Source organism: Streptomyces wedmorensis (assembly GCF_000716445.1).
In the GTDB taxonomy this organism is placed as follows: Bacteria; Actinomycetota; Actinomycetes; order Streptomycetales; family Streptomycetaceae; genus Streptomyces; species Streptomyces wedmorensis.
In genome coordinates this window covers 30,726-53,569 of the sequence record NZ_JNWK01000062.1, presented here as the reverse complement: position 1 = coordinate 53,569, position 22,844 = coordinate 30,726, and the positions used below count along the sequence as shown (strand labels likewise).

The 22,844-nt window shown below is 73.1% G+C and carries 18 protein-coding genes and 3 pseudogenes; 8 read left to right on the top strand and 13 right to left on the bottom strand.

Going from position 1 to position 22,844, the window contains the following annotated elements:
* Positions 1-44 precede the first annotated feature (44 nt).
* From OO54_RS34315 to OO54_RS34280, 8 genes and pseudogenes are all read right to left on the bottom strand, one after another.
* Positions 45-425 (bottom strand): nuclear transport factor 2 family protein, encoded by a 381-nt coding sequence (locus OO54_RS34315; protein WP_033210344.1) that lies wholly within the window; start codon positions 423-425, stop codon positions 45-47.
* Between the two features lie 160 nt (positions 426-585).
* A complete protein-coding gene (locus tag OO54_RS34310; protein ID WP_078905489.1) occupies positions 586-1,359 on the bottom strand; it encodes a response regulator transcription factor in 774 nt (257 codons plus the stop codon).
* A 26-nt stretch (positions 1,360-1,385) separates the two neighbouring features.
* Positions 1,386-2,729, bottom strand: a complete 1,344-nt coding sequence (locus tag OO54_RS34305; protein ID WP_063738360.1) for a sensor histidine kinase — start codon at positions 2,727-2,729, stop codon at positions 1,386-1,388.
* Positions 2,730-2,891: 162 nt separating this feature from the next.
* A complete protein-coding gene (locus OO54_RS34300; protein WP_033210342.1) occupies positions 2,892-3,746 on the bottom strand; it encodes a maleylpyruvate isomerase N-terminal domain-containing protein in 855 nt (284 codons plus the stop codon).
* Positions 3,747-3,829: 83 nt separating this feature from the next.
* A pseudogene (locus OO54_RS34295) lies at positions 3,830-3,991 on the bottom strand (VOC family protein); the annotation flags it as partial.
* Between the two features lie 123 nt (positions 3,992-4,114).
* A complete protein-coding gene (locus OO54_RS34290) occupies positions 4,115-4,888 on the bottom strand; it encodes a MerR family transcriptional regulator (protein ID WP_033210341.1) in 774 nt (257 codons plus the stop codon).
* Between the two features lie 129 nt (positions 4,889-5,017).
* Entirely contained in the window at positions 5,018-5,521 is a 504-nt protein-coding gene (locus tag OO54_RS34285) for a DinB family protein (RefSeq protein ID WP_033210339.1), read from the bottom strand.
* Positions 5,522-5,598: 77 nt separating this feature from the next.
* On the bottom strand, positions 5,599-7,605 hold the full coding sequence (locus tag OO54_RS34280) for a SpoIIE family protein phosphatase (protein WP_051787497.1): 2,007 nt from the start codon (positions 7,603-7,605) through the stop codon (positions 5,599-5,601).
* Between the two features lie 389 nt (positions 7,606-7,994).
* On the opposite strand from OO54_RS34280, the gene OO54_RS34275 reads away from it, so the two are divergent.
* From OO54_RS34275 to OO54_RS34265, 3 genes and pseudogenes are all read left to right on the top strand, one after another.
* Entirely contained in the window at positions 7,995-8,780 is a 786-nt protein-coding gene (locus OO54_RS34275; RefSeq protein WP_033210337.1) for a YqjF family protein, read from the top strand.
* Positions 8,781-9,018: 238 nt separating this feature from the next.
* A complete protein-coding gene (locus OO54_RS34270; RefSeq protein WP_033210334.1) occupies positions 9,019-9,714 on the top strand; it encodes a type 1 glutamine amidotransferase domain-containing protein in 696 nt (231 codons plus the stop codon).
* 65 nt (positions 9,715-9,779) lie between these two features.
* Positions 9,780-10,679 (top strand): annotated as a pseudogene (locus tag OO54_RS34265) (LysR family transcriptional regulator); the annotation flags it as partial.
* On the opposite strand, the pseudogene OO54_RS44215 reads toward OO54_RS34265, so the two are convergent.
* Positions 10,680-11,795: pseudogene (locus tag OO54_RS44215) on the bottom strand (histidine kinase); the annotation flags it as partial.
* 449 nt (positions 11,796-12,244) lie between these two features.
* On the opposite strand from OO54_RS44215, the gene OO54_RS34255 reads away from it, so the two are divergent.
* Positions 12,245-12,886 (top strand): ankyrin repeat domain-containing protein, encoded by a 642-nt coding sequence (locus tag OO54_RS34255; protein ID WP_051787495.1) that lies wholly within the window; start codon positions 12,245-12,247, stop codon positions 12,884-12,886.
* A gap of 11 nt (positions 12,887-12,897) precedes the next feature.
* Here OO54_RS34255 and ligA read toward each other — a convergent pair whose 3' ends face one another.
* Together ligA and OO54_RS41895 are read right to left on the bottom strand one after the other, a co-directional pair.
* The gene (gene ligA / locus OO54_RS34250) at positions 12,898-14,973 is read right to left on the bottom strand and encodes an NAD-dependent DNA ligase LigA (RefSeq protein ID WP_033210331.1); all 2,076 of its coding nucleotides are present in this window, start codon (positions 14,971-14,973) and stop codon (positions 12,898-12,900) included.
* 51 nt (positions 14,974-15,024) lie between these two features.
* Entirely contained in the window at positions 15,025-15,960 is a 936-nt protein-coding gene (locus OO54_RS41895; RefSeq protein ID WP_051787505.1) for a TSUP family transporter, read from the bottom strand.
* Positions 15,961-16,051: 91 nt separating this feature from the next.
* Between OO54_RS41895 and OO54_RS34240 the strand changes: the two genes are divergently transcribed.
* Positions 16,052-16,831 carry an AraC family transcriptional regulator gene (locus OO54_RS34240; protein WP_033210328.1) on the top strand — a complete coding sequence of 260 codons (780 nt, stop codon included), beginning with the start codon at positions 16,052-16,054 and terminating at the stop codon, positions 16,829-16,831.
* Between the two features lie 85 nt (positions 16,832-16,916).
* Here the strand turns inward: OO54_RS34240 and OO54_RS34235 are convergent, their stop codons facing one another.
* Complete coding sequence (locus tag OO54_RS34235) at positions 16,917-18,191, bottom strand: glycoside hydrolase family 16 protein (RefSeq protein WP_033210326.1); 1,275 nt, start codon at positions 18,189-18,191, stop codon at positions 16,917-16,919.
* Between the two features lie 239 nt (positions 18,192-18,430).
* Here OO54_RS34235 and tpx point away from each other — a divergent pair, with 239 nt between their 5' ends.
* On the top strand, positions 18,431-18,931 hold the full coding sequence (gene tpx, locus OO54_RS34230; RefSeq protein WP_033210323.1) for a thiol peroxidase: 501 nt from the start codon (positions 18,431-18,433) through the stop codon (positions 18,929-18,931).
* A gap of 89 nt (positions 18,932-19,020) precedes the next feature.
* Here tpx and OO54_RS34225 read toward each other — a convergent pair whose 3' ends face one another.
* Positions 19,021-19,431, bottom strand: a complete 411-nt coding sequence (locus OO54_RS34225) for a Fur family transcriptional regulator (protein ID WP_033210321.1) — start codon at positions 19,429-19,431, stop codon at positions 19,021-19,023.
* A gap of 271 nt (positions 19,432-19,702) precedes the next feature.
* Here OO54_RS34225 and katG point away from each other — a divergent pair, with 271 nt between their 5' ends.
* On the top strand, positions 19,703-21,937 hold the full coding sequence (gene katG / locus OO54_RS34220; protein WP_033210319.1) for a catalase/peroxidase HPI: 2,235 nt from the start codon (positions 19,703-19,705) through the stop codon (positions 21,935-21,937).
* A gap of 174 nt (positions 21,938-22,111) precedes the next feature.
* Positions 22,112-22,777, top strand: coding sequence for an RNA 2',3'-cyclic phosphodiesterase (gene thpR, locus OO54_RS34215; protein ID WP_078905488.1), 666 nt, complete (start codon positions 22,112-22,114; stop codon positions 22,775-22,777).
* The last annotated feature ends 67 nt before the right edge of the window (positions 22,778-22,844 follow it).

Here is a 22,844-nt window from a genome sequence, read left to right as displayed (position 1 = left end):
CGGACATCGGGGGTGTGGACAGCCACACCCCCGAAGACGGCCGCCTAGAACATGGTGTTGTCGTTCGCGGAGGCGGGCGGTACGACCTGGAGGACGTCCCAGTGTTCGACGATCCTGCCGTCGGCGTCGAAGCGGAAGATGTCGATGCCCGCGTACTCCTCGTCGGGCCAGATCTGGTGGCAGTGCAGGACGACGTGGTCGCCCTCGGCGAAGACGCGCTTGAATTCGACCCGCTTGCCGGGATATTCGGCGGCCATGCGCTCGAAGTAGTCGACGAACGCCTGCTTGCCGTCGGCGACGTGCGGGTTGTGCTGGATGTAGATGTCTCCCGCGTACCGCTCGATGGCCTCGGCGGGCCGGCACTGGTTGAACATCAGGTCGTAGAACGCCTTGGCCGCGGTCTTGTTCTTCTCCGGGTCGCTCATGCTGCCACCGTAGGGTCGGGCGCCCGGTCCGGCGCGGTGGGCGCGTCGGGCAGGTGTACCCGTCGCGCGTCGCCCCGCCCGGACGCCGGGCCGGGATGGTGGGAACCGGCCCCGCCCGACGCCGGGCCGGGGCGGTCGGAACCGCCGACCCCGACGGCCGTCAACTCCTGAGGTGGGCGAGGACGGCGAGGACCCTGCGGTGGTGGGCGTCGTCGGGCAGGAGGCCGAGCTTGGCGAAGATGTTGCCGATGTGCTTCTCCACCGCGCTTGCGGAGACCGCGAGTTGCCGGGCGACGGCCGCGTTGGAGCAGCCCTCGGCCATGAGCGCCAGGATCTGGCGTTCGCGTGGAGTCAGGGTGTCGACCGGGCTGTCCCGACGCCGCTCGGCCAGGAGCTGGGCCACGACCTGGGGGTCGAGCACCGTCCCCCCGCGGGCGACCCGGTCCAGTGCGTCGAGGAACTCGTCGATCCTGGCGACGCGGTCCTTCAGCAGGTAGCCGACGGCGCCCGAGCCGTCCGCGAGCAGCTCCCCCGCGTAGGAGGCCTCCACGTACTGGCTGAGCATCAGCACGGGGGCGCCGGGCAGTCGGGCGCGGACGGCGATCGCCGCCCGCAGGCCCTCGTCGGAGTGCGTCGGAGGCATCCGTACGTCGACGACTGACACGTCCGGACGGTGGTCGAGGACCGACTCGACCAGGGAAGGGCCGTCGCCGACCGCGTCCACGACCTCGTGTCCGTCCTCGCCGAGCAGGCGGACGAGGCCCTCGCGCAGCAACACCGAGTCGTCGGCGACGACGATGCGGAGGGGTCGGCGGGGGGCCGGGGCGGGGTGCGGCTCGGAAGGGTGCAGGGGTGACGGCTCGGAGGCGTGGAAGGGTGACGGCTCGGACGGGTGGGCGGGTGAGGGTGCGGGTACGGGCGGGCGCGCGCTCATGGCCTCGGGCGTTCCTTCGGGCGGGGTCAGCGGCATGGGATCTCGGCGGTGATCGTCGTAGGGCCGCCGACGGGGCTGTCGACCCGCAGCCGGCCGCCGACCGCGCGGAGCCGTTCCTCCAGGCCGCGCAGTCCGTGTCCCTTGGACGGCGCCGCGCCGCCCACTCCGTCGTCCGTCACCCAGGCCGTCAAGGTTCCCTCGCCGTGTCGTAGTCCGATCGCGCAGCGGTGCGCGTGGCTGTGCTTGGCCACGTTGGTCAGTGACTCCGCGACGACGAAGTACGCGGCCGTCTCGACGCCGGCGTCCAGGCGGCGGTCCAGCGGAACGGTATCGAGTACGGCGGGGACGGTGGAACGGGCGGCCAGAGCGGTGAGCGCCTCGGGCAGGCCGCGGTCGACGAGGATCGGTGGTGCGATGCCGCGCGACAAGGCGCGCAGCTCCTCCAGCGCCTCCTGGGCCTGCGTGATCGCGTCGGCGAGTGCCGCTCGGGTCGTCTCCGGCCTGCTGTCGAGGTAGCGCTGCGCCCGCCCGAGGTCCATCGCGAGGCGGACCAGCCGCTGCTGCGGCCCGTCGTGGATGTCCCGCTCCAGCCGGCGCAGCGCTGCCGCCTCGGCCGACACGGCGGCGACCGTCTGCGCACGGGCCGTGTCACGTTCCTGTTCGAGGCCGCTGATCCTCCGGTGCAACGCGGACGCGTCGGAGAGCAGTGCCTTTCCGAGCCGGGCCTGCGCGGTGGCGCACGACCTGGCGACCAGGGGCAGGGTGAGCAGCAGCACCAGGCCCGCCGCCGTGCCGAACGCCACCCGGTCCGTCGGCGACGACAGTCCGAGGCTCACGGTGACGTGCGAAGCGGCGTCCCCGGCGTTCAGGGACAGGGGCCGCAACGACCCGCGCGGCGCGTCCTCGTAGCGGAGCACGCACGTGGCGCAGGCGAGACCGACGAACCACCACAGCGCCGTCAGCGTCGCCGTCACCAGGGCGACCGGGAGCACCACCACCGCGTGAGCCGCGTCGAGCCACGCCCCGGGAGCGAGCGCGGCACCCTCCCCCGTCGGCCTCGGCCTCGGTCGCAGGTCGGCCCGTGTGCCGCCCGGCACCTTGCCGATGCGCCACCGTTCCAGGTTCGCGCACCACCGCGCCGGCTCCAGAGCCCAGGCCGCGGCCCTCGTGCCCCCGGGCAGCAGGAGGCCGGCCGTCGCGCCGAACACGCCGGCGAGCACCGCCACGAGCCCCACCAGGGCGGTGAGCGGGGCGGTGAGCAGGTAGAGGGACCGTACGAGCGTGTGACGCGCCGTCCGGGAGAGGGCGCCGACGCTGCCCGTGCGCCCCAGGACACCGGCTCCTGGTGCTGCTCCTGTCCCCGTCCTCATCCCGTCCTCATCCCCGTCCCTGTCCCCGTCTCCGTCCCCGTCTCTGCCCCGGAAGCGAAGGACTTGGTCATCGCTCCACGCTAGTACGGCTGTCGAGGGTCCGGCGCAGAGATCAGGGACAGGGGGCAGGGGCAGGGGCAGGGATGAGGACGGGGGCAGTAGTCAGGGATTCGCGATGAGTTCGCCGAGCCGCATGGCCAGCCAGGGCTTGCGTCCGCCGGCCCGCATCTGGCCGCGGGCGACCGCCTTCCAGATGGGTGTGCGTCGGAAGGAGACGAGGAGGAAGGCGACCGGTGCCGCGGTGAGGCGGCAGTCGTAGGCGCGTGGTGGGGCGTCGCGGGTGACGGTCATGGTGCCGGCGTCGATGACGACGGCGAGCCGGGGTCCGCCCTTGATGGCGAGGTCGAGGGCGAGGGTGACGCCTCGTGCCTTCGCGGTGTCCAGGGCCAGGGCCATCATCGCCGGCATGGTCTGGCCGAGGACGAGCCGGGCCTCGTCGGGGCCGATGTGCCAGGGGAGCCCGGCGCCGCGGGCGATGTCGAGACCGTGGACGAGGCTCTCGCTGAGCATCAGGCCGGTGAGGGTCGCGAGGGTCAGATCCTTCCCGAACCAGGGGACGGAGACGGGCGTGTCCGGGGCGAGGCCTTCGGTGCCCCGGAGGAAGGCCTCGCCCCGCTCCGCGACGAAGTCGCCCAGGCGCGCGCGTTCTTCGTCGCCGAAGAGGCCGATCGCGGTGGCGTTCATCGCGGTGATGCGCTCGTCGAGCGGCCCGTCGTGGTCCGGGAGGACGCTGTCCCAGTCCATGGACTCGTCGCCGTGGGCGAGGGAGCAGTACGCGAGGTACACCGCGGCGAGGTGAGCGCCGACGTCGCCCACCGTCCAGACCGGGACGCCGGATGCCGCCTTCGGGTCCGGCACGTCGCGGAGCAGCCGGACGAGTCGCGGGACCACGTCGGCCAGGGCGGCGCGGGTCCTCTCGTGTTCGACGACGGGATCGAACGACGTGACCGTACCCATACCACTCCCCCACGCGCGGCTGACCGGGCCCGCAGATTACCGCCGAGTAGCTTGCCGACGATAGCCCTCCGCGCCGAGGTGTGTCAGGCCTGCCGCTCGCTGATGTCGACCATCCAGGTGATGCCGAAGCTGTCCGTGCACACGCCGAACACGTCGCCCCACATCTGCTTCTCCAGGGGGACCGACACCGTGCCGCTGCCGGAGAGTCCGTCCCAGTAGCCGCGCAGTTCGGTGTCGTCTTCGCCACGGGCCGGTCCGACGCCCCGGGCCACCGCCGAAAGCCCGGCCCTTCTCACCTTCTTGGTGGGTTCGAAGCGGTCGCTCGTACGCTCGGCGGAGCCCGGAGGCCCTGGGTAGGTGCCACTGCCTCAAGCGGTTGATGCGGCGTCCGGGCGGTCGGTGGCGTAGGCGTCGATGGCGTCGCGCTGGAATGCCGCGAGGCCGGGTGCGATGGCGTCGTGGGCGGCATGCCAGGAGGGGTTGTCGACGCAGGCGCGGCCGATCTCCCGGAACTCCTGTGCGGACACCGGGCGCAGGACGGCGAGGGCCCGGTACTGGGCGTCGATCTCGGCCTGCACCGGTTCGGCGTCGGCCGCGTGGCCGGCGGCCCGGAGTTCGGCGAGACGGACCATCCGGGCGGTGCGCTCGCGCTGCCCCGCCTCGATGTCCTGCGGGCTCATGCCCGCGACCCGCCGGGCGACCTGTTCGGCGTGCTCGGGGAAGTCGCGCAGGCTGTCCTGGTACTGCTCGGGCTGGACGCCGTCGAAGAGGTTCTCGGGGCGGTTGACGGTCATGGGGGTGCCGTCCTTCCTGGACTGCTCCAGTTCGGTGATCGTGCGGGTGACGGTGGCGGCCAGGACGTCCAGTCGGTCCCGCTCGGCGAGCAGCCGGCGGCGGTGCCCGCGCAGGGCCTCCACCTGGTCGACCTGCTCGGCCAGGACCCGGCCGATGACCTCCAGCCCCAGGCCGAGGGCCCGCAGGACGAGGATCTGCTGCAGGGTCAGCAGCTGACGCTCGCCGTAGTAGCGGTGACCGTTGGCCCCGATCCGGGCGGGCGGCAGGAGGCCGATGTCGTCGTAGTGCCGCAGGGTCCGGGCGGTCACGCCCGACATCCTGGCTACCTCCGCGATCGGCCAGTCCATCGCCGTCTCCCTCACGCCTCACCTGGCGGGCCGGTCTCTCCGCCCCTGGTCACGACCGTAGGAGCTGCCGCAACGGCAACCACAAGCCCCACGGACTTCCCGGCCGCCCGCCCCCGGAAGGCGGCGGTCTCAGCCGGTCGTGCCGTCGAGCATCTCCCGGAGGATGTCCAGGTGGCCGTTGTGGCGGGCCGTCTCCTCGGTGAGGTGGAGGAGGATCCAGCGCAGGTCGACGTGGACACCGTTGCGGACGGGACGCTTCGCCTGGCTGTCCAGGGCGTTGCCCTCGACCAGTTCGCGGTAGCGGGCGCTCTGTTCCGCGTACTCGTCGAGCAGTCGGGCGAGCGGGAAGTCGACGGCGATCCGCATCTCGCGGTCGGGGTCCTCCTCGGTCCAGGGGCCCTGGTCCTCCTCGCCGAGGAAGACCACCTGGAACCAGTAGTACTCGACCCAGCGGAGGTGGTTGATCAATCCGCACATGGTCATCAGCGGCGAGCCGGGCAGGAGCGCCTTGCGGGCGTCCTCCGCCGAGACGCCGGCGCACTTGGCGCGGGCCGTGTCGCGGGTGTAGTCGAGGAACGTGGTGAGCTGGGTGCGCTCGTCCCACGCGGGCGGCGTGTCATCGATTCGGGTCACCGTGCGAAGGGTTCCCGATCATCGCGGCCCGTGTCGAAGCATTTACGCGAAGGACGGCCGGACGGACACCCCACCCCTCAGGGAGTGTCCTCCCTGGTCGGAGCGGGGCCCGCGCGGAAGACGATCATCGCGGTGTCGTCGCGGTGGTCGGACAGTTCGTCGAGGAGGAGGAGAAGTTCGGGAAGGGGGGCGCCGCGGTGGCCGGCGGCGGCCTCGGCGAGGCGTCGTTGGCCGTCTTCGAGCGAGCCCGTGCGGGATTCGATGAGTCCGTCCGTGTAGTGGAGGAGCGTGTCGCCGGGGGCGAGGGTGTGCCGGTGACCGGTACGGGCGATGCGGGGGCCCACGCAGAGGGGCGGGTCCTCTCCGCTGCCGGTGAGGAAACGCGGGGTGCCGTGCGCGGGGATGAGCAGGGGCGGTGGGTGGCCGGCGTTGGACCAGGTCATGTGCCAGGTGCCGTCCGGGCGGCGGACGAGGTGGCTGTGGACGGCGGTGGTGAAGGGAGCGCCGGCGAGGCCTTCGGCGACGTCGTCGAGCATGGAGAGCACGGTGGCCGGGGTGCGGTCGGGGCCCTTGTGCCAGGCGAGGGCGCGGAGCATGCTGCGGAGCTGGCCCATCGCGGTGGCCGCGGCGAGGTCGTGGCCGGCGACGTCGCCGATGTCGAGGACGAGCGTGCCGTCCGGATGGACGATCGCGTCGTACCAGTCGCCGCCGATCTCGTGCGAGGAGCTGGCCGGCCGGTAGCAGGCGGCCAGGCTCGCGCCGGGGACGTCGGGCGGCCTGGTGAGGTGGGCCCGCTGGAGGTCGAGGGCGGTACGACGCGCCTGCTGGAGGTCGAGTGCCTTGCGGATCGGCCGCTGGGCGTGGTGCAGCACCTCCCTCAGCAGTTCGGCGTCGGCCGGCGCGGGGACGGGCGTGTCCCCGTTGGTGCTGGTGGCCGCGTAGCCCAGGACGATGTCCTCCACGACGAGCGGAACGAGCGTCAGGCTGGTCGCGCCCGCGGCGACGAGCCACCGCTCGGTGACCTCCGGGACGAGGCCGGGCGGCACGGGGCCGCCCTCCGGAAGCGGGAACGTCCTGGGCACGCGACGCTCCAGCACTTCGCGCACGGTCTCGGTGACCGTGACCTGCTGCCCCAGCAGCGCCGGCGGGGCGGGCAGGCCGGGCCGGGTGGCGGAGGCGACGCGCCGGGCGGTGACCGTGGCGTTCTCCGGCAGCGGCCACTCCTCGTGCGAGAGCAGCAGGATCAGGCACGCGTCCGTCAGCTCGGGGACCACCACCTTCACCACGGCGGCGAACGCCTCCTCGGGACTCCCGCCGGAGACGGCCGCCACCCGCGCCAGCAGGCTCTCCCGCAGGTGCGTGCCCCAGGTGTCCTCGACGTCGGCGGTGGCCGCGATCCACTCGGCGACACGGCCCTCGTGCAGGACGGGGGCGCAGCGCGTGGTCAGGTGGCGGTACGAGCCGTCGGTCGTCCTGACCCGGAAGGTGCTCTGGAAGACGCCGGTGCCCCCGGGTTCGGCGGCCGCACGCCACGCCTCGCTCAGCTTCTCCCGGTCGCGCGGGTGGATGAAGGCGTACCAGCGGTCGTCCGCGCGGCCGTGCCACGGCGCTCCGGTGAGCTGTTGCCAGCCGGGTACGACCTCCTCCATGGAACCGTCGTCGTGCATCACCCAGACCATCTGCGAGACGGCCGAGACGAGGGCCTCGTACCGCTGGAGTGCGCGGCTCTCCGGCGTCGTGTCCATCGCCACCACCAGGACCCCGGCGCCGTCGCGTGTGGTGACGGGGCTGCAGGAGTAGACGAAGCGGGCCGCCTGGCCGACGGCGCCCGGGTCGACCTCGCGAGCTCCCGTGACCTGGCGCGCGCGTCCCGTCGCCCGCACGTCGGCGAGCACGGACAGGAACCGCCCCGAGTCCGGGTCCGGGAACGCCTCGCGGGCCGGCAGCCCCACCGATCGCCGGCCGAACAGCCGGGTGAAGGCCTCGTTCGTGTAGATCAGCCGGTGCTCGGGCCCGGCCAACAGGGCGACCGCCGCGATCGTCGCGTCGAACAGCTCCGGCTCCAGCGCCGACGCCGGACTCATCGCGAGCCCACCACACGGACCTGCCGTCCGAGCCCGCGCCGGAAGCCGTGACCGGGGACTCCGCCGCGCCCCCGCCCGGCACCCTCGGCGCGGGCCCCGTCGGAACGTCGCCCCGCCCCGCAGCCGAGGCCCGGGCGGTGCACGACCTCCGCACCGAGGCCCCGGCAGCGTCTGACGTCCCCGCCGGGGCCCCGGCCGCGTACCCCGCCGAAGCTCCGGGCGGTACGTCCCGCCGTGGGCGTCCGCCCGTCTCTCACCACACCAGCGCCGCGCATTTCCTCATCCTCCCTGGTCACCCGGCTCGTCCCGGGCGCGCCACGCGGGCTCGGGAAGGCCCCGGCGTCCTGGAGCGGCCCCGTCCTCGCCGCGCGATCCTGGATACTGCTGCGATGCCGCAGACGCCGCCCGAACCCATATCGGCCGACCCGCCGCACCGCACGGACCGCACTCTGCTCACGCAGTCGTGGCTCGACCTGGCGTTCCTGCACTGGCCTGTGGAGCCCGCCGAGGTGGCGCCGCTGCTGCCGGGCGGCACCGTGCCGGACACCCTCGACGGGGTGACGTACGTGGGGCTCGTCGCGTTCCGGATGCACCGAGTCGGCTGGTTCCGGCTGCCGGGGCTCCCGTACCTCGGCAGCTTCCCCGAGACCAACGTCCGGCTGTACTCCGTGGACGGCCACGGGCGCCGTGGGGTGGTCTTCCGCTCGCTCGACGCGTCCCGCCTGCTGCCGGTGGCCGTCGGCCGGTGGGCGTTCCGGCTGCCGTACGTGTGGTCCAGGATGAGCGTCCGGAACGACGGCACCACCCTCACCTACAGCAGCAGACGGCGGTGGCCGGGACCACGCGGGGCCCACAGCGCGATCTCGGTGGACGTCGGGGAACGGGTCGACGAACCCACCCCGCTCGAACACTTCCTGACCGCGCGATGGGGCATGCACAGCTCCTTCCGCGGACGGCCGCTCTACCTCCCCAACACCCACCCCCGCTGGCCCCTGCACCGCGCCCGGCTCGTCTCCCTCGACGAGAGCCTCCTCACCGCCGCCGGATTCCCCCGCCCCCTCGGCGAACCCGTCAGCGTGCTGTACTCCCCCGGCGTCCCCGTCCGCTTCGGCGGTCCACCCAGGCGGCCGTACGACATCGCCGTTCCCCGCCAGCGCCGGGCCGGCGACAGCTGACCCCACGGCCACCGGCCCGGCGCGCGGCGCGGGGGCCCCGACGGGTGCCGTCGGGGTGGGGGTATTCCCCGGTGAACCATCGGAATCCCGATGTCGGGCATCGGGTTCTCCATTGGTGGCGGTTCCGGGACGGGTCTACGTTCGAGGACGTCGCCGCGTCGACGGCCCGGAGGGGTTGCGTCGGGGCGGGGAGTCCTGATCGTCGGGCCCTGAGGGCCTGCTTGCTTGGAGTGAGAGCATGTCGAAGATTCTTTTCGTGATGACCGGCGTCGACCACTGGACGCTCGCGGACGGTACGAAGCATCCGACGGGGTTCTGGGCGGAGGAGGCCGTGGCGCCGTACGAGGCGCTGACGGCGGCCGGGTACGAGGTGGTCGTGGCGACGCCGGGTGGCGTGGTGCCGACGGTGGACCGGGGGAGCCTCGCGCCGGAGGCCAACGGCGGGCAGGAGGCGGCGGACAGGATCGCCGCCGTGCTCGGCTCGATGGAGGAGCTGAAGAAGCCGATCCGGCTGGAGGACGTGGATCTGGCCGAGTACGACGCCGTCTTCTACCCCGGCGGGCACGGGCCGATGGAGGACCTCGCCGTCGACACCACGTCCGGCAGGCTGCTGATCGACGCGCTGGAGTCCGGCAAGCCGCTCGCGGTCGTGTGCCACGGGCCGGCGGCGCTGCTCGCCGCCACGCGGCCGGACGGCACGAACGCCTTCGCCGGCTACGAGGTCGCCGCGTTCACCGACGCCGAGGAGACGCAGGCCGGGTTCGCCGACAAGGCGAAGTGGCTGCTGGAGTCGCGGCTCGTCGAGGCCGGTGTCGAGGTTCGGGTGGGCGAGCCGTGGGCGCCGAACGTGGTCGTGGACCGCAATCTCGTCACCGGGCAGAACCCCGCCTCCTCCGCGCCGCTCGCGGCCGAGGTCGTCAGGATGCTGGGCTGACCGGGACGGGGCCCGCCCGGCGACGGCACGCGCCGCGCCCATAGGGAGATCGGTAGGCTGGCGGGGTGACGCATGTGAATTCCGATGGCTCGGGGTCCGCGTCGCCGGTCTCCGGCGTCGCTGCCGTGTCGGATCTGAACCTGCTGCGCACGTTCCTCGCGGTCTACCGGTCCGGGTCGTTCACGGCGGCCGCGGGGCTCCTCGGCCTGTCGCAGCCGACGGTGACCGCGCAGATCCGGTCGCTGGAGCGGCAGACGGGAAGGGAACTGTTCGCGCGGCTGCCGCGGGGGGTCGCGGCGACGCCGGTCGCACACGATCTGGCGGCGCGCGTCGCCGCTCCGCTGGACGCGCTCGCCGCGGCGACCGGGCAGGACGAGTCGCGCGACGAGCGGCGCGCGCCGGTGCACCTGGCGGGGCCCGCGGAACTGCTGTGCACGCGCGTCCTGCCCGCGCTCGCCCCGGCGGCCGCCGAAGGCGTGCGGCTGCGGGTGACGCCGGGGCTGACGGAGGCGCTCCTGGAGGAGCTGCGCGCGGGGCGGCACGACCTGGTGGTCGCGACCTTCCGGCCGCGCGGGCGGACCTTGGTGTCCGTGCCGCTGATGGACGAGGAGTTCGTCCTCGTGGCCGCCCCCGTATGGGCGGACCGCGTGAGGGAACGGGTGGTCAGGGAAGGGCCGGCGGCCCTGCACGCCGTCCCGCTGGTCAGTTACGCGGAGGACGTTCCCATCGCGCGCCGCTACTGGCGCCACGTCTTCGGGACAAGGCTGTCGTGCCCCGCCGCCGTCACCGTCCCCGATCTGCGCGGCGTCCTCGCGGCGGTCACCGCCGGAGCCGGGTTCACGGTCCTGCCCCGGTACCTCTGCGAGGCCGAACTCGGAACGGGCGCCCTCGTCGCGCTGTGCGAGCCCGAGGATCCGCCGATCAACACCGGCTATCTCGTCCAGCGCCCCGGCCGGCCGGACAACCACGCCGCCGGGGGTGTCGGCGGGGTCGAAGCCGTGGCCGTCGTCGGCGATGTCGAGGACGACCTGGTCGTCGAGGTAGGTGAGGGTGAGGGCGGCGGATCGGGCGTCGGCGTGTTCGCGGATGTTGGCGAGGGCGCCCTGTGCGATGCGCAGCAGCGCCGACCGCACGCGCTCGGGCAGGACGGTGACGGGGACGCCGTCCTGGTGGAAGTGGATCCGGAGCGTGTCGGAGGCCTCGCGCTCGACGAGGGAGCGCAGGGCGTTGTCGAGGCCCGCGCCGTCGGCTAGGTCGGCGGGGGCCAGGTCGTGGACGAAGCGGCGGGCCTCGGTGAGGTTGAGTTCGGCGATGGACTCGGCGGTACGGATGTGGCGGCGGGCGGCCTGCGGATCGGTGTCCCACAGCCGGTCCGCCGCCTGGAGCAGCATCTTCTGGCTGGACAGGCCCTGGGCGAGGGTGTCGTGGATCTCCATCGACAGCCGCTGGCGCTCCGCGAGCGTCCCCTCCCGCCGTTCGGTCGCGGCGAGTTCCCGGCGGGTGCGGACGAGGTCGGTGATGACGGTCCGCAACCGGTCGGCCTGGCGCTGGGAGTAGACGAAGACGGCCGTGGCGACGGCGGCGACGGCCGGCGGCGCGAACATCAGGTTCGGGTCGAAGCCGAAGCGGAGCCGAAGCTTCACCTGGGCGGCCACGACGCAGGCGGTGATGAGGGAGACCAGGAGGATCGCGGATCGGGTACGCAGGGATCGCAGGCCTGTGTAGAAGAGCGGCACCGCGCACCAGCCGAAGCTCGGTGCGAGCATCACCAGGGTCAGCCAGGTCCCCATCACCGCGGCCAGCCAGATCATGGGACCCGCCGTGCGCCCACCGGGGGCGGGCGTCCGTCGGGGGCCGAGCACCGGCCCGAGGACGTACAGCAGGGACAGCAGGGCGGCCAGGGCGACGACCCAGGGGGTGCTGCGGGCTCCGGGGTGGACGATGAGGTAGCGGGTCAGCGACGAGCACAGGAGGACGAAGAACGCCACGTGCATCACGGTCGCGAGCCAGCCGGCGTCGGGGTCGGAGTCCTCCGTGCCCATGAGCGACCGTTCGGTGCCCGGTGTCGACCGCTCGTTCATCCGCACCGCTCGCTCCTCGCCTCCGGTCGTGTCCTCGCGCCCAGGTTATCCGGATTGATCCATTCCGTATCAACCGATCGGCTGACCCCCGGGTCCCCCGCCAGGTGCGCCGGGCGGAGCCTCCAGGTCGACCGGCGAGGGCCGCATCCGCCCCCAGGATGGACGTCAGAGCGGGAACGCAGAAGCTTCCCGGGCCCCTGGAGGGGCGACCACCAAGGAGCCGAAGACCATGAAGAAGCTGTCCCTGCGCACCCGCGTCCTCACCGGTACCGTCGCCGCCGGCGCCCTCGCCGGCGACCTCGACGAGAAGTACGCCCAGGCCGGCGTCGCCACCCTCGCCAAGTAGGCGCCCCCCCCGGACGCCGGCGGCACCTGTCCCCCCGTACGGGTGCCGCCGGCTTTCTCTCACGATGTGACGGGCATGGACAGGACGGACGTGGAGGACCGAGATGAGCGACCGCAACCGCCGCCTGCTGGCGGCCGCCCGCCGGGGTGACGCCCACGAGGTCCACGCCGCCCTGGAGGCCGGCGCCTCCGTGGAGGCACGCGACGAGGAGCTGCGCTCGCCGCTGCTCCTGGCCTCGCTCGGCAGCCATGTCGAGGCCGCCCGGGTTCTCGTCGCGGCCGGGGCCGACCCCGACGCCCAGGACCGCCGTCACGACAGCCCGTGGCTCGTCACCGGCGTGACCGGCAGCGTGGAGATGATGCGCACCCTGCTGCCCGCGGGCCCGGACCTGACCCTGCGCAACCGCTTCGGCGGGATCTCGCTGATCCCGGCGAGCGAGCGGGGCCACGTCCCCTACGTCCGCGCGGTGCTCCGGGAGACCGCCGTCGACGTCGACCACGTCAACGACCTCGGCTGGACGGCCCTCCTGGAGGCCGTGATCCTCGGCGACGGCGGCCGCACGCATCAGGAGGTCGTGGAACTGCTGCTCGCCGCGGGAGCCGACCCCTCGCTCGCCGACGCCGACGGCGTCCCGCCCCTGCGTCATGCCGAGCGGCGCGGCTTCACCGAGATCGCAGCGCTGCTCAGGGCAGCGCTGCGTACGGTCGACGACGTTCCCTCCACCACGCGCACCGCGAACGGGTGACGCGCCGGAACTCAGTCCAGGCAGACGGCCACGAGGTCGGCGAAGGCCTCCGGGGTGAGGACCTCGACGCCGAGCTCCTGGGCCTTGACGGCCTTCGAGCTCGGCTTTCCGCTCGCGGACGGCGCGGCGACCAGGTACGTGGTCCGTGAGTTGACGCCGCTGCCCACCCGCCCGCCGGCCTTCTCGATCAGCGCGCCCATCTCGGAGCGCCCCCATCCGTCGAGCGGGCCGGTCATCTTCCCGGTCACCACGACGGTCTTGCCGGTCAGCGGCCCGTCGACCGGCGCTCCGGCGCTCTCCGGCCGCGGCTCGGTCATGGAGACACCGGCGGCGATCAGCTTGTCGATCACCGGGGCGAGCGCGGCGACCTGCTCGACGACGACCGGCGCCTTCTCCGGACCGATGCCCTCGACGTCCTGAAGGACGGCGGCGTCGGCGGCGCGGATCGCCTCCATCGTGCCGAAGTGCGCCGCGATGCGCCGGGACATGCTCCGCCCCGTGCCCGGTATGCCCAGCGCGCAGAAGACCCGGCTGAGGGGCCGCGACTTGGCGATCCGGATCTGCTCGGCCAGTTTCGCGCCCCGCTTGGCGCTGCCGGAGGCGGCTGTGAGCTGCTCCTCGGTGAGGGTGAACAGATCGGCGACGTCCCGCACTTCGCCGCCCGCGATCAGCGCGTCGACGTACTTCCTGCCGAGCCCGTCGATGTCGAGGATGTCGCGCCCGGCCGCGTACTCGATCAGTGGTGCCAGCGCGCACGCGGTGCCCTTCGCGCAGCGCCACCGCTCCTGGCTCCGGTCGATCTCCCCGCCGCAGTGGGGGCATTCGGACGGCAGCGGGACCGGTACGGCGTCCTGCGGACGGAGCTCGACGACGGCGGCCTGGACGCGCGGGATGATGTCGCCTGCCTTGTGGACGGTCACGGTGTCGCCGAGGTGGAGGTCGCGCCGGAGGATGTCGGCGGGGTTGTGCAGGGTGGCGCGGGTGACGGTGGACCCGTCGAGCTCGACGGGTGCGAGTATCGCGGTGGGTGCGAGGACGCCCGTGCGGCCGACCTCCCAGATCACGTCCCGCAGCACGGTCTGCCGCTCGACGGCGGGGAGCTTGAAGGCGATGGCCCAGTACGGGAAGCGGCTGCCGAGCCCGGCCGCGGCCTGCTCGGCGGCGCTGTCGGCCTTGATGACGACCCCGTCGATCCCGAATGGAAGGGCCGGGCGCATCGCGGCGATCGCGTCGACCCGCTGCTGGGCCTCGGCCAGCGTGGCCACCACGTGCAGTCCGGCCGGGGTCGCGGCCGTCGTCCGTACCCCCGCCCCCTCCACCGCCGTCAGCGTCTCGGCGTGGGTGGCCCCGGCGGGCGGGAACGCGCCTCCGTCGAGCGCGACCGCGCCGTACGCCCAGAAGGTCATCTCCAGGCGGTAGGGCCGGTCCTTCGCGCGGAGGGTGCCCGCCGCCCCGTTGCGCGGATTGGCGAAGACGCCGGCGCCGTGTGCCGCGCGCACCTCGTTCGCGGCGTCGAACTGCTCCTGGGTGAACAGGACTTCGCCTCTCGCTTCGAAGGTGAGCGGCTCCGCGAGCTTCTCGGGGAGGCCTACGATCGTGCCGATGACGTGACTGACGTCCTCGCCCTGGGTGCCGTCGCCCCGGGTGATGATCTGCACCAGCCGCCCGTCGCGGTAGCGGGCGGCGACGGCCGCGCCGTCCATCTTCGGCTCGACGGTGAACCCTCCCGCCGGCTCGTGTCCGAGGCGGCGCCGGAGCGAGGCGCCCCAGGACTCCAGCTCCCCGGGGGTGAAGACGTTGTCGAGGCTGAGCAGGCGCGTGGTGTGCGCGACGTCGCCGACCGGTGCGGCCCCGTCGGCCACGCGGCCCGTCGGCGAGCCTTCGACGACGGCGTCGGGATGGCCCGCCTCCCAGGCCTTCACCTCCAGCAGGAGCCGGTCGTACGTCGCGTCGTCCATCAGGCTGTACCCCGCGCCGAAGTACGTGCGGGACGCCTCCCTCAGCCGCTCGACGGCGGCCTCGTACTCGGCGTGGCTGGAGAGTCCGGGCAGGCCGGCGCGCGCCTCATCGGCGGGAGTGATCGTCATGGGGATCATCCTTGCTCACGGCACTGACAACGCCCCCTGGACGAGGCTCGGTCAGCCGGTGACACCGGTGTCGGGCGTCAGCTCCGGCAGCAGCATCGCGAGCGCCACGACGGCGAGCAGGGCGATGTACGACCAGGCGTGCGCGCGGTCCGGGATGCGGGGCGGGCGGCGGCGGAGCAGGGCGATGACCGGGAGCGCGCCGAGGAGCAGGGCCGCGGCGGCGTAGGGGTCGACGAGACCCACGAGGTCGCTGTGCGCCGTCGTGGCGGCGAGGGGCGGGGAACCGGCGAGCGAGACCAGGACGGCCGGGAGCGCGATGGCGAGCGTGAGGGGGTTGGCCAGGGCGGTCGCCAGCCCCATGGGGTGCCCCGCCCTGCGCAGTGCGGGGACGGTCATGACGCTGCCTCCCACCCCGAGGAAGGCCGCGACCGCGCCGATGGGGAGCCCCGCGGTGGCGGGCAGCGGTCGACGGGCACTCCCTTGCGCGCGCTCGGCTCGTGTCGCGGTGCCCGCCGGGCGGCCCGGTTCGGGGCGCGTCGCGGTGGCCCCCGGGACCGGCTCGGGGCGCGTCGCGGTGGCCCCCCGTGCCGGTTCGGCAGGGGGCGAGGGGCGGAGGAAGCCGGGGCGGAGCAGGAGGTCGAGGGCAGTGGCGGCGACGTAGGCGACGAAGGCCCAGCGGGCGAGGGCCGGCGGGGCGAGGCGGGTGGCGCAGGCGCCGAGGCAGGCACCGGCCGCGAGGAGGGCGAGGAGGGGGCCGGTGCCGCGCAGGGCGAGGAGGACCCTCCGGGGGGTGACGGCCGTGGCGAAGGCCGCGCTCACCACCATCACCAGGGCCGAGGTGGCCGTGGCCACGCGGATCGCGTCCGTACCGAGGGCGGTGTCCGCCCACACCACGACCGGGACGGCGACGAAGCCGCCGCCGAATCCGAACAGCACGGTCGTCGCTCCGGTGAGGAGCCCGATCGCCGTCAGCACCAGCAAGTCCATGTCCATGGGTCAAGCCCATCAGTTCACCACCATGGCCCGCATGCGATGGTCGGCGCTGTTCCTTCGCGTCTCGGCCACTACGGTGGGGCCGGTGAAGAACATCCCCCTGGACGACGTCGACCACGTCGACCGGGCCGTCCTGCCGATCGGCACCGACTACCCGGCCGGCCACGTCCTCGACTGGCACGAGCACCGGCGCGCCCAGTTCCTGTACGGGGCCACCGGCGTGATGGTCGTCGACACCGCCGACGGCACCTGGACCGTGCCGCCCGAGCGGGCCGTGCTCATCCCGCCCGCCACCCTCCACCGCGTGCGGATGCTGGGCGTGAGCACCCGCAGCCTTTACGTGGAACCCGGCGCCGTTCCGTGGTGGCCGACCCGCTGCACGGTGGTGGACGTGCCGCCGCTCCTGCGTGAACTGCTGCTCTCCGCGGCCGAGTTCCCTGTCGACTACAGCGTCGCCGGGCGGGAGGGGGCCGTCACCACCCTACTCCTGCACGAGATCGCCGCGCGCGCCCCGCTGCCCTTCCACGTCGACATCCCGGCCTCCGACGACCTCGCGGCCCTGTGCCGCGCGTACCTCGACTCGCCCGACGCCGGCGTCACCAACACCGACTGGGCGGCCCGTACCGCCCTCAGCGAGCGGGCCTTCACCCGGCGCTTCCGCGCGGAGACCGGCGAGAGCCCCGCCGTCTGGCGGGCCCGCGCCCGTCTCCTCGCCGCCGTCCCCCTCCTCCGTACCGCGTCCGTGACCGAGGTCGCCGCCCGTCTCGGCTACTCCTCCCCCGCCGCCTTCACCGCCGCCTTCACCCGCGCCTTCGGCCTCCCGCCGTCCCGCTTCGGTGCGAGCCGTACGACCCACCGGGTGTGAGGCGGAAGGGCCGTCGCGCACCGCCGACGGGAGGGGGCGGAGTCAGCGGGTCACCGAGTCGGCGAGTCCAGCGAGTTCAGCGAGTTCAGCGAGTCACTGTCCACTTCTGGTTGGCGCCGCCACCGCAGGTCCAGATCTGCAGGCGGGTGCCGTTGGCGGAGCTGTTGCCGGTGGCGTCGAGGCACTTGCCGGACCGCGGGTTGACGATGTCGCGGGCGGTGTCGGCGGTCCAGCGCTGGGCTTCCGTGCCGTTGCAGTCCCAGAGTTGGACGAGGGTGCCGTCGGCGGTTCCCGCGGAGGTGACGTCGAGGCACTTGCCGAGGGCGCGGATCGTGCCGTCGGACGCGAGGGTCCACTGCTGGGCGGGGGTGCCGTTGCAGTCGTAGAGCTGGACAGGGGTGCCGTTCGCGGTGTTCGCGCCGGCGACGTCCACGCACTTGCCGCCGATGCCGGTGATCGGGCCGGCGGTGACGGGACCGTCGGCGGTGGTGACGCGGACGTGGTCGACGACGAGCTGCCGGGGGAAGGCGGTGGAGCCGTCCGGGTCGCCGGGCCAGTAGCCGCCGACGGCCAGGTTGAGGATGAGGAAGAACGGCTTGTCGAAGGCCCAGGTCCGTCCGCCCAGGTCGCTGGGGGTACGGGTCTGGTAGACCGCGCCGTCCACGGTCCAGGTGATCCGGCCCGGCGACCAGTCCACGGCGAAGGTGTGGAAGGCGTCGGCGAAGGCCTGTCCGCCGGGGAGGGTGTACGCGGCGCCGATGCCGCCGGAGCCCGAGTAGCCGGGGCCGTGGAGGGTGCCGTGGACCGTGGAGGGTTCGAAGCCGACGTTCTCCATGACGTCGATCTCACCCGACGCCGGCCAGCCGACCTGGCCGATGTCGTCGCCGAGCATCCAGAACGCGGGCCACATGCCCTGGCCGCGCGGCACCTTCATGCGGGCCTCGACGTGTCCGTACCGGGTGGTGAACCGGCCTGCGGTGTTCAGCCGCGCGGAGGTGTACTCGCACCGGCCGTACCAGCAGGCGTAGTTGCCCGGGTTCTCCTTGCGCGCGGTGATCACCAGGTGGCCCTGGCCGTCGAGCGCGGCGTTGCGGTTGCCGGCCGTGTAGTACTGCCGCTCGTGGTTGTCGACGTTGTCGCCCGTCTCGATCTGCCACCGGGTGCCGTCCACGGCGGAGCCGGCCGGTCCGTCGAAGTCGTCGGAGAAGGTGACGGCGGCGGCCCCGGCCGCGGGCGCGGTGGCCTCGGCGGGACCGCCTGCCCCGGCGGGGCCGGGGCCGAGCGCCGCGACGGCCAGGGCGAGGGCCAGGGCGGTGACCGCCGTGGTCAGCGGGCGCAGGCGTGAGCGGGAGGAGGGCATGACTCTCACTTCCGTGGGGGCGTGGGGACAGGTCGAGCCACTTCATTGCGCACATGATTTAAGGAGTGAATTAAAGGGCCGTCAAGAGTTGCGGCAACCCTTGCAGGACCCGGTGCCGGGGGCTCTCCGTGCGGGGTCGTGACTCTCTGGTGGTGCCCGTTTCGTTTCCGCAGGTCCGTACGCCGTACGATTCCCCCGATACCCCACGTTGCCGTTTACACCGTCCGAAGGAGATCTCCATGGCCCAGGTCACGCTGAAGGGCAACCCGGTTCAGGTCAACGGCGCCCTGCCGCTGCCCGGCAGCCAGGCCCCCGACTTCACGCTCGTCGCCGAGGGTCTGGCGGACAAGTCGCTGAAGGACTACGCCGGCCTGCGCAAGGTCCTCAACATCTTCCCGAGCGTCGACACGCCGACGTGCGCCTCCTCGGTCCGCGCGTTCAACGCGAAGGCCGGCGAGCTGGAGAACACGGTCGTCCTCTGCATCTCCGCCGACCTGCCCTTCGCCCAGGCTCGCTTCTGCGGCGCCGAGGGTCTCGAGAACGTGAAGAACCTGTCGACCCTCCGCGGCCGCGAGTTCCACACCAACTACGGCGTGGAGATCGCGGACGGCCCGCTGGCCGGCCTCACCGCCCGCGCCGTCGTCGTCCTCGACGAGAACGACCAGGTCCTGCACGCGGAGCTGGTCGGCGAGATCGCCGAGGAGCCCAGCTACGACGCGGCCCTCGCGGCCCTGAAGTAGTCGCCTGCGGCCACCGGCCGCGGCACGCGGACAGAGGAGCCCCTTCACCGTCGCCGGTGGAGGGGCTCCTCCGCGTGTGCCCCGGCGGGTCAGACGCAGGCCGGGCACAGCCCCCGGTACGTCACGTCGGCCTTCGAGACGGTGAAGCCGAAGCGCTCGGCGGGCGGGAGGACGTCCAGCGGGTCCCCCGTGGGATGGACGTCCCGGATGATCCCGCAGCCGGAGCAGACCAGGTGCTGGTGCGGGCGGTGCGCGTTCGGGTCGTAGCGCTTCGCGCGGCCGTCGGTGGAGAGTTCGACGACCTCGCCGAGCGCCACCAGTTCGCCGAGCGTGTTGTAGACGGTCGCCCGCGCGATCTCCGGCAGGCGCGCCACCGCGCGCGCGTGGACCTCGTCCGCGGTGAGGTGCACGTGGTCGCCGGCCAGGACCTCGGCGACGACACGCCGCTGGGACGTCATCCGCCATCCCCGCGCGCGCAGTCGCTCCAGCAGGTCGTTCACGTCGGCTCACCTCTTCGGCTCGTCGGCTCTCGGACAGTCGTTTGGCGTGGTTCTTGACTTGGACTACGTCCATCGTAGGATCGGTTTTGTTGATGGCCAAGGGACAGGAAGACTCCAGCGCGGCGGGAGACGGAGAGAGTGAAGGACCGATCCCACGGAGTGGCCCCCGCCCGCGCGACGGGCCGTCCCCCCGTGTCTCGCCATACGACTGGTCCCACCCCTATGACCGGTCCCGCGTCGACGAGGCCGCGGCTGGTCCGGAAGGATTCCGATGTCTGAGAACGCTGAGAACCACGACGCGATCGTCGTAGACGCCAAGGCGGAGGGCGGGGGCGGCTGCCCGGTCGCGCACGAGCGCGCCGCCCATCCGACCCAGGGCGGCGGCAACAGCCAGTGGTGGCCGAACCGGCTCAACCTGAAGATCCTCGCGAAGAACCCAGCCGTGGCCAACCCGCTGGGCGAGGAGTTCGACTACGCCAGTGCTTTCGAGAGCCTCGACCTCCCCGCCGTGAAGCGGGACATCGAGGAGGTCCTGACCACCTCGCAGGACTGGTGGCCCGCCGACTTCGGCCACTACGGCCCGTTCATGATCCGGATGGCCTGGCACAGCGCCGGCACGTACCGCATCAGCGACGGCCGCGGCGGCGCCGGCGCCGGCCAGCAGCGCTTCGCACCGCTGAACAGCTGGCCGGACAACGGCAACCTGGACAAGGCCCGCCGTCTGCTGTGGCCGGTCAAGAAGAAGTACGGCCGCAACCTCTCCTGGGCCGACCTCATGATCCTCACCGGCAACGTGGCCCTGGAGTCGATGGGCTTCGAGACCTTCGGCTTCGCGGGCGGCCGCGCGGACGTGTGGGAGCCCGACGAGGACGTCTACTGGGGCCCGGAGACCACCTGGCTCGGCGACGAGCGCTACACCGGCGACCGCGAGCTGGAGAACCCGCTCGGCGCGGTCCAGATGGGCCTCATCTACGTCAACCCCGAGGGCCCGAACGGCACCCCCGACCCGATCGCCGCGGCCCGCGACATCCGCGAGACGTTCCGCCGGATGGCGATGAACGACGAGGAGACGGTCGCCCTGATCGCGGGCGGTCACACCTTCGGCAAGACCCACGGCGCCGGCCCGGCGGACCACGTGGGCGCGGACCCGGAGGCCGCGCCGCTGGAGCAGCAGGGCTTCGGCTGGAAGAGCACCTACCGCAGCGGCAAGGGCCCGGACGCGATCACCAGCGGCCTCGAGGTCACGTGGACCACCACGCCGACCCAGTGGGGCAACGGGTTCTTCAAGAACCTGTTCGAGTACGAGTACGAGCTGAGCAAGAGCCCGGCGGGCGCCCACCAGTGGGTCGCGAAGAACGCCGAGGCGATCATCCCCGACGCGTACGACCCGGCCGTGAAGCACCTCCCGACGATGCTCACCACCGACCTGTCGCTGCGCTTCGACCCGGTCTACGAGCAGATCTCGCGGCGCTTCTACGAGAACCCCGCGGAGTTCGCGGACGCGTTCGCCCGCGCCTGGTACAAGCTCACCCACCGCGACATGGGGCCGGTCGCGCGCTACCTCGGCCCGGAGGTCCCGTCCGAGGAACTCCTCTGGCAGGACCCGCTGCCGGCGCGCTCGTACGAACTCGTCGACGCCGCGGACATCACCTCCCTCAAGCGGAGCATCCTCGCCTCGGACCTCACGGTCACCCAGCTGGTGTCCGCCGCCTGGGCCGCCGCGAGCTCCTTCCGGGGCAGCGACAAGCGCGGCGGCGCCAACGGCGGCCGCATCCGCCTGGAGCCGCAGCGCAACTGGACGGTCAACAACCCGGACGAGCTGGCGCAGGTGCTGCGCGTCCTGGAGGGCGTCCAGAAGTCGTTCAACGCCGAGCAGAACGGCGGCAAGCAGGTCTCCCTCGCCGACCTCGTCGTCCTCGCGGGCGTCGCGGCGGTCGAGAAGGCGGCCGCCGAGGCCGGCCACGACATCGAGGTGCCGTTCACGCCGGGCCGCGTGGACGCCACGCAGGAGCAGACGGACGTCGAGTCCTTCGCCGCCCTCGAGCCGGCCGCGGACGGCTTCCGCAACTACCTGGGCAAGGGCACGCGCCTCCCGGCCGAGTACCTGCTCATCGACCGGGCGAACCTGCTCACCCTGAGCGCCCCCGAGCTGACGGTCCTCGTCGGCGGTCTGCGTGCCCTGGGCGTGACGCGGCAGCAGTCCTCGCTCGGTGTCCTCACCGAGACCCCCGGCCGGCTGACGAACGACTTCTTCGTCAACCTGCTCGACCTGGGTACGGAGTGGAAGTCCACCTCCGAGGACGAGAACACCTTCGAGGGCCGTGACGCCGCCACGGGCGCGGTCAAGTGGACCGGCACCCGCGCCGACCTCGTGTTCGGCTCGAACAGCGAGCTCCGCGCGGTGGCCGAGGTCTACGCGAGCGACGACGCGAAGGAGAAGTTCGTGAAGGACTTCGTGTCGGCGTGGGACAAGGTCATGAACCTGGACCGGTTCGACATCGCCTGAGGGCGTCGCGGGCGGTGAGGCCCCTCACGCCCGCACCTCGCGCGTCGGCCGGCCGGCTCCGTCGGCCGGCCGACGCGCGCCCCGGCGCACGGCGCCTTCCGGGCACCGCATACGCTCGCCTCGTCACGGCGCACCGCACCAGGTGCCGGCGGCACCGCGAGTAGGGAACGGACGATGACCGATCTGCCGGGGAGCGACACGGACCGTCGCCCGGACCTCCACACGGACCTCGACACGGACCTCGACACAGGCCTTCGCACGGACGAGGACCCCCGGGCGTCGACCGTGCGCGTGTTCATCGCCCTCGCCCCGCCCGACGAGGCGAAGGACGAGCTGGCACGGGCGCTGCGCCCCGCCTACGACGCCTACCCCCGGATGCGGTGGAACCGCATCGAGGACTGGCACATCACCCTCGCGTTCCTCGGGGAGCTCCCGGTCGCGACCGTTCCGCTGCTCCAGGCGCCACTGGCGGCACTCGCGGCGTCGCACCGCCCGGTCGAACTGTCGCTGCGCGGCGGCGGGCACTTCGACGAGCGGGTGCTGTGGAGCGGCATCGACGGAGAGCTCGACGCGCTGCACCGGCTCGCCACCGGCGTGCGCGCCGTGGTCAAGGAGTGCGGGATCCCCTTCGAGGACCGGCCCCTGCGCCCCCACCTCACGCTGGCCCGCGCCCGCCGCGACGACCCCACCAGCGTGACGGAGGCAGCCGAGGGACTGTCCGGCTTCACGGGTCGCCGATGGCCGACCGAACGCCTCCACCTCGTCGGCAGCAACTACGGCCGCGGTCCGGGACCGATCCGCTACCAGGACATCCGGTCCTGGCACTTCGGCGGACACTGAGCACGGCCTGAGCGCACGCCGCCGTCCCCGCCGGTTCACCGGCCGTACTGCTTACCGCGGGGTAACT

Bases quoted from the DNA above. Each gene is read 5' to 3' on its own strand.
- OO54_RS34290 (WP_033210341.1), bottom strand. From the start codon at position 4,888: ATGGACTGGCCGATCGCGGAGGTAGCCAGGATGTCGGGCGTGACCGCC.
- tpx (WP_033210323.1), top strand. From the start codon at position 18,431: ATGGCCCAGGTCACGCTGAAGGGCAACCCGGTTCAGGTCAACGGCGCC.
- OO54_RS34300 (WP_033210342.1), bottom strand. From the start codon at position 3,746: ATGGGTACGGTCACGTCGTTCGATCCCGTCGTCGAACACGAGAGGACC.
- katG (WP_033210319.1), top strand. From the start codon at position 19,703: ATGTCTGAGAACGCTGAGAACCACGACGCGATCGTCGTAGACGCCAAG.
- OO54_RS34275 (WP_033210337.1), top strand. From the start codon at position 7,995: ATGCCGCAGACGCCGCCCGAACCCATATCGGCCGACCCGCCGCACCGC.
- OO54_RS34305 (WP_063738360.1), bottom strand. From the start codon at position 2,729: ATGAGGACGGGGACAGGAGCAGCACCAGGAGCCGGTGTCCTGGGGCGC.
- OO54_RS34280 (WP_051787497.1), bottom strand. From the start codon at position 7,605: ATGAGTCCGGCGTCGGCGCTGGAGCCGGAGCTGTTCGACGCGACGATC.
- OO54_RS34235 (WP_033210326.1), bottom strand. From the start codon at position 18,191: ATGCCCTCCTCCCGCTCACGCCTGCGCCCGCTGACCACGGCGGTCACC.
- OO54_RS34310 (WP_078905489.1), bottom strand. From the start codon at position 1,359: ATGAGCGCGCGCCCGCCCGTACCCGCACCCTCACCCGCCCACCCGTCC.
- OO54_RS34270 (WP_033210334.1), top strand. From the start codon at position 9,019: ATGTCGAAGATTCTTTTCGTGATGACCGGCGTCGACCACTGGACGCTC.
- OO54_RS34315 (WP_033210344.1), bottom strand. From the start codon at position 425: ATGAGCGACCCGGAGAAGAACAAGACCGCGGCCAAGGCGTTCTACGAC.
- thpR (WP_078905488.1), top strand. From the start codon at position 22,112: ATGACCGATCTGCCGGGGAGCGACACGGACCGTCGCCCGGACCTCCAC.
- ligA (WP_033210331.1), bottom strand. From the start codon at position 14,973: ATGACGATCACTCCCGCCGATGAGGCGCGCGCCGGCCTGCCCGGACTC.
- OO54_RS34255 (WP_051787495.1), top strand. From the start codon at position 12,245: ATGAGCGACCGCAACCGCCGCCTGCTGGCGGCCGCCCGCCGGGGTGAC.
- OO54_RS41895 (WP_051787505.1), bottom strand. From the start codon at position 15,960: ATGGACTTGCTGGTGCTGACGGCGATCGGGCTCCTCACCGGAGCGACG.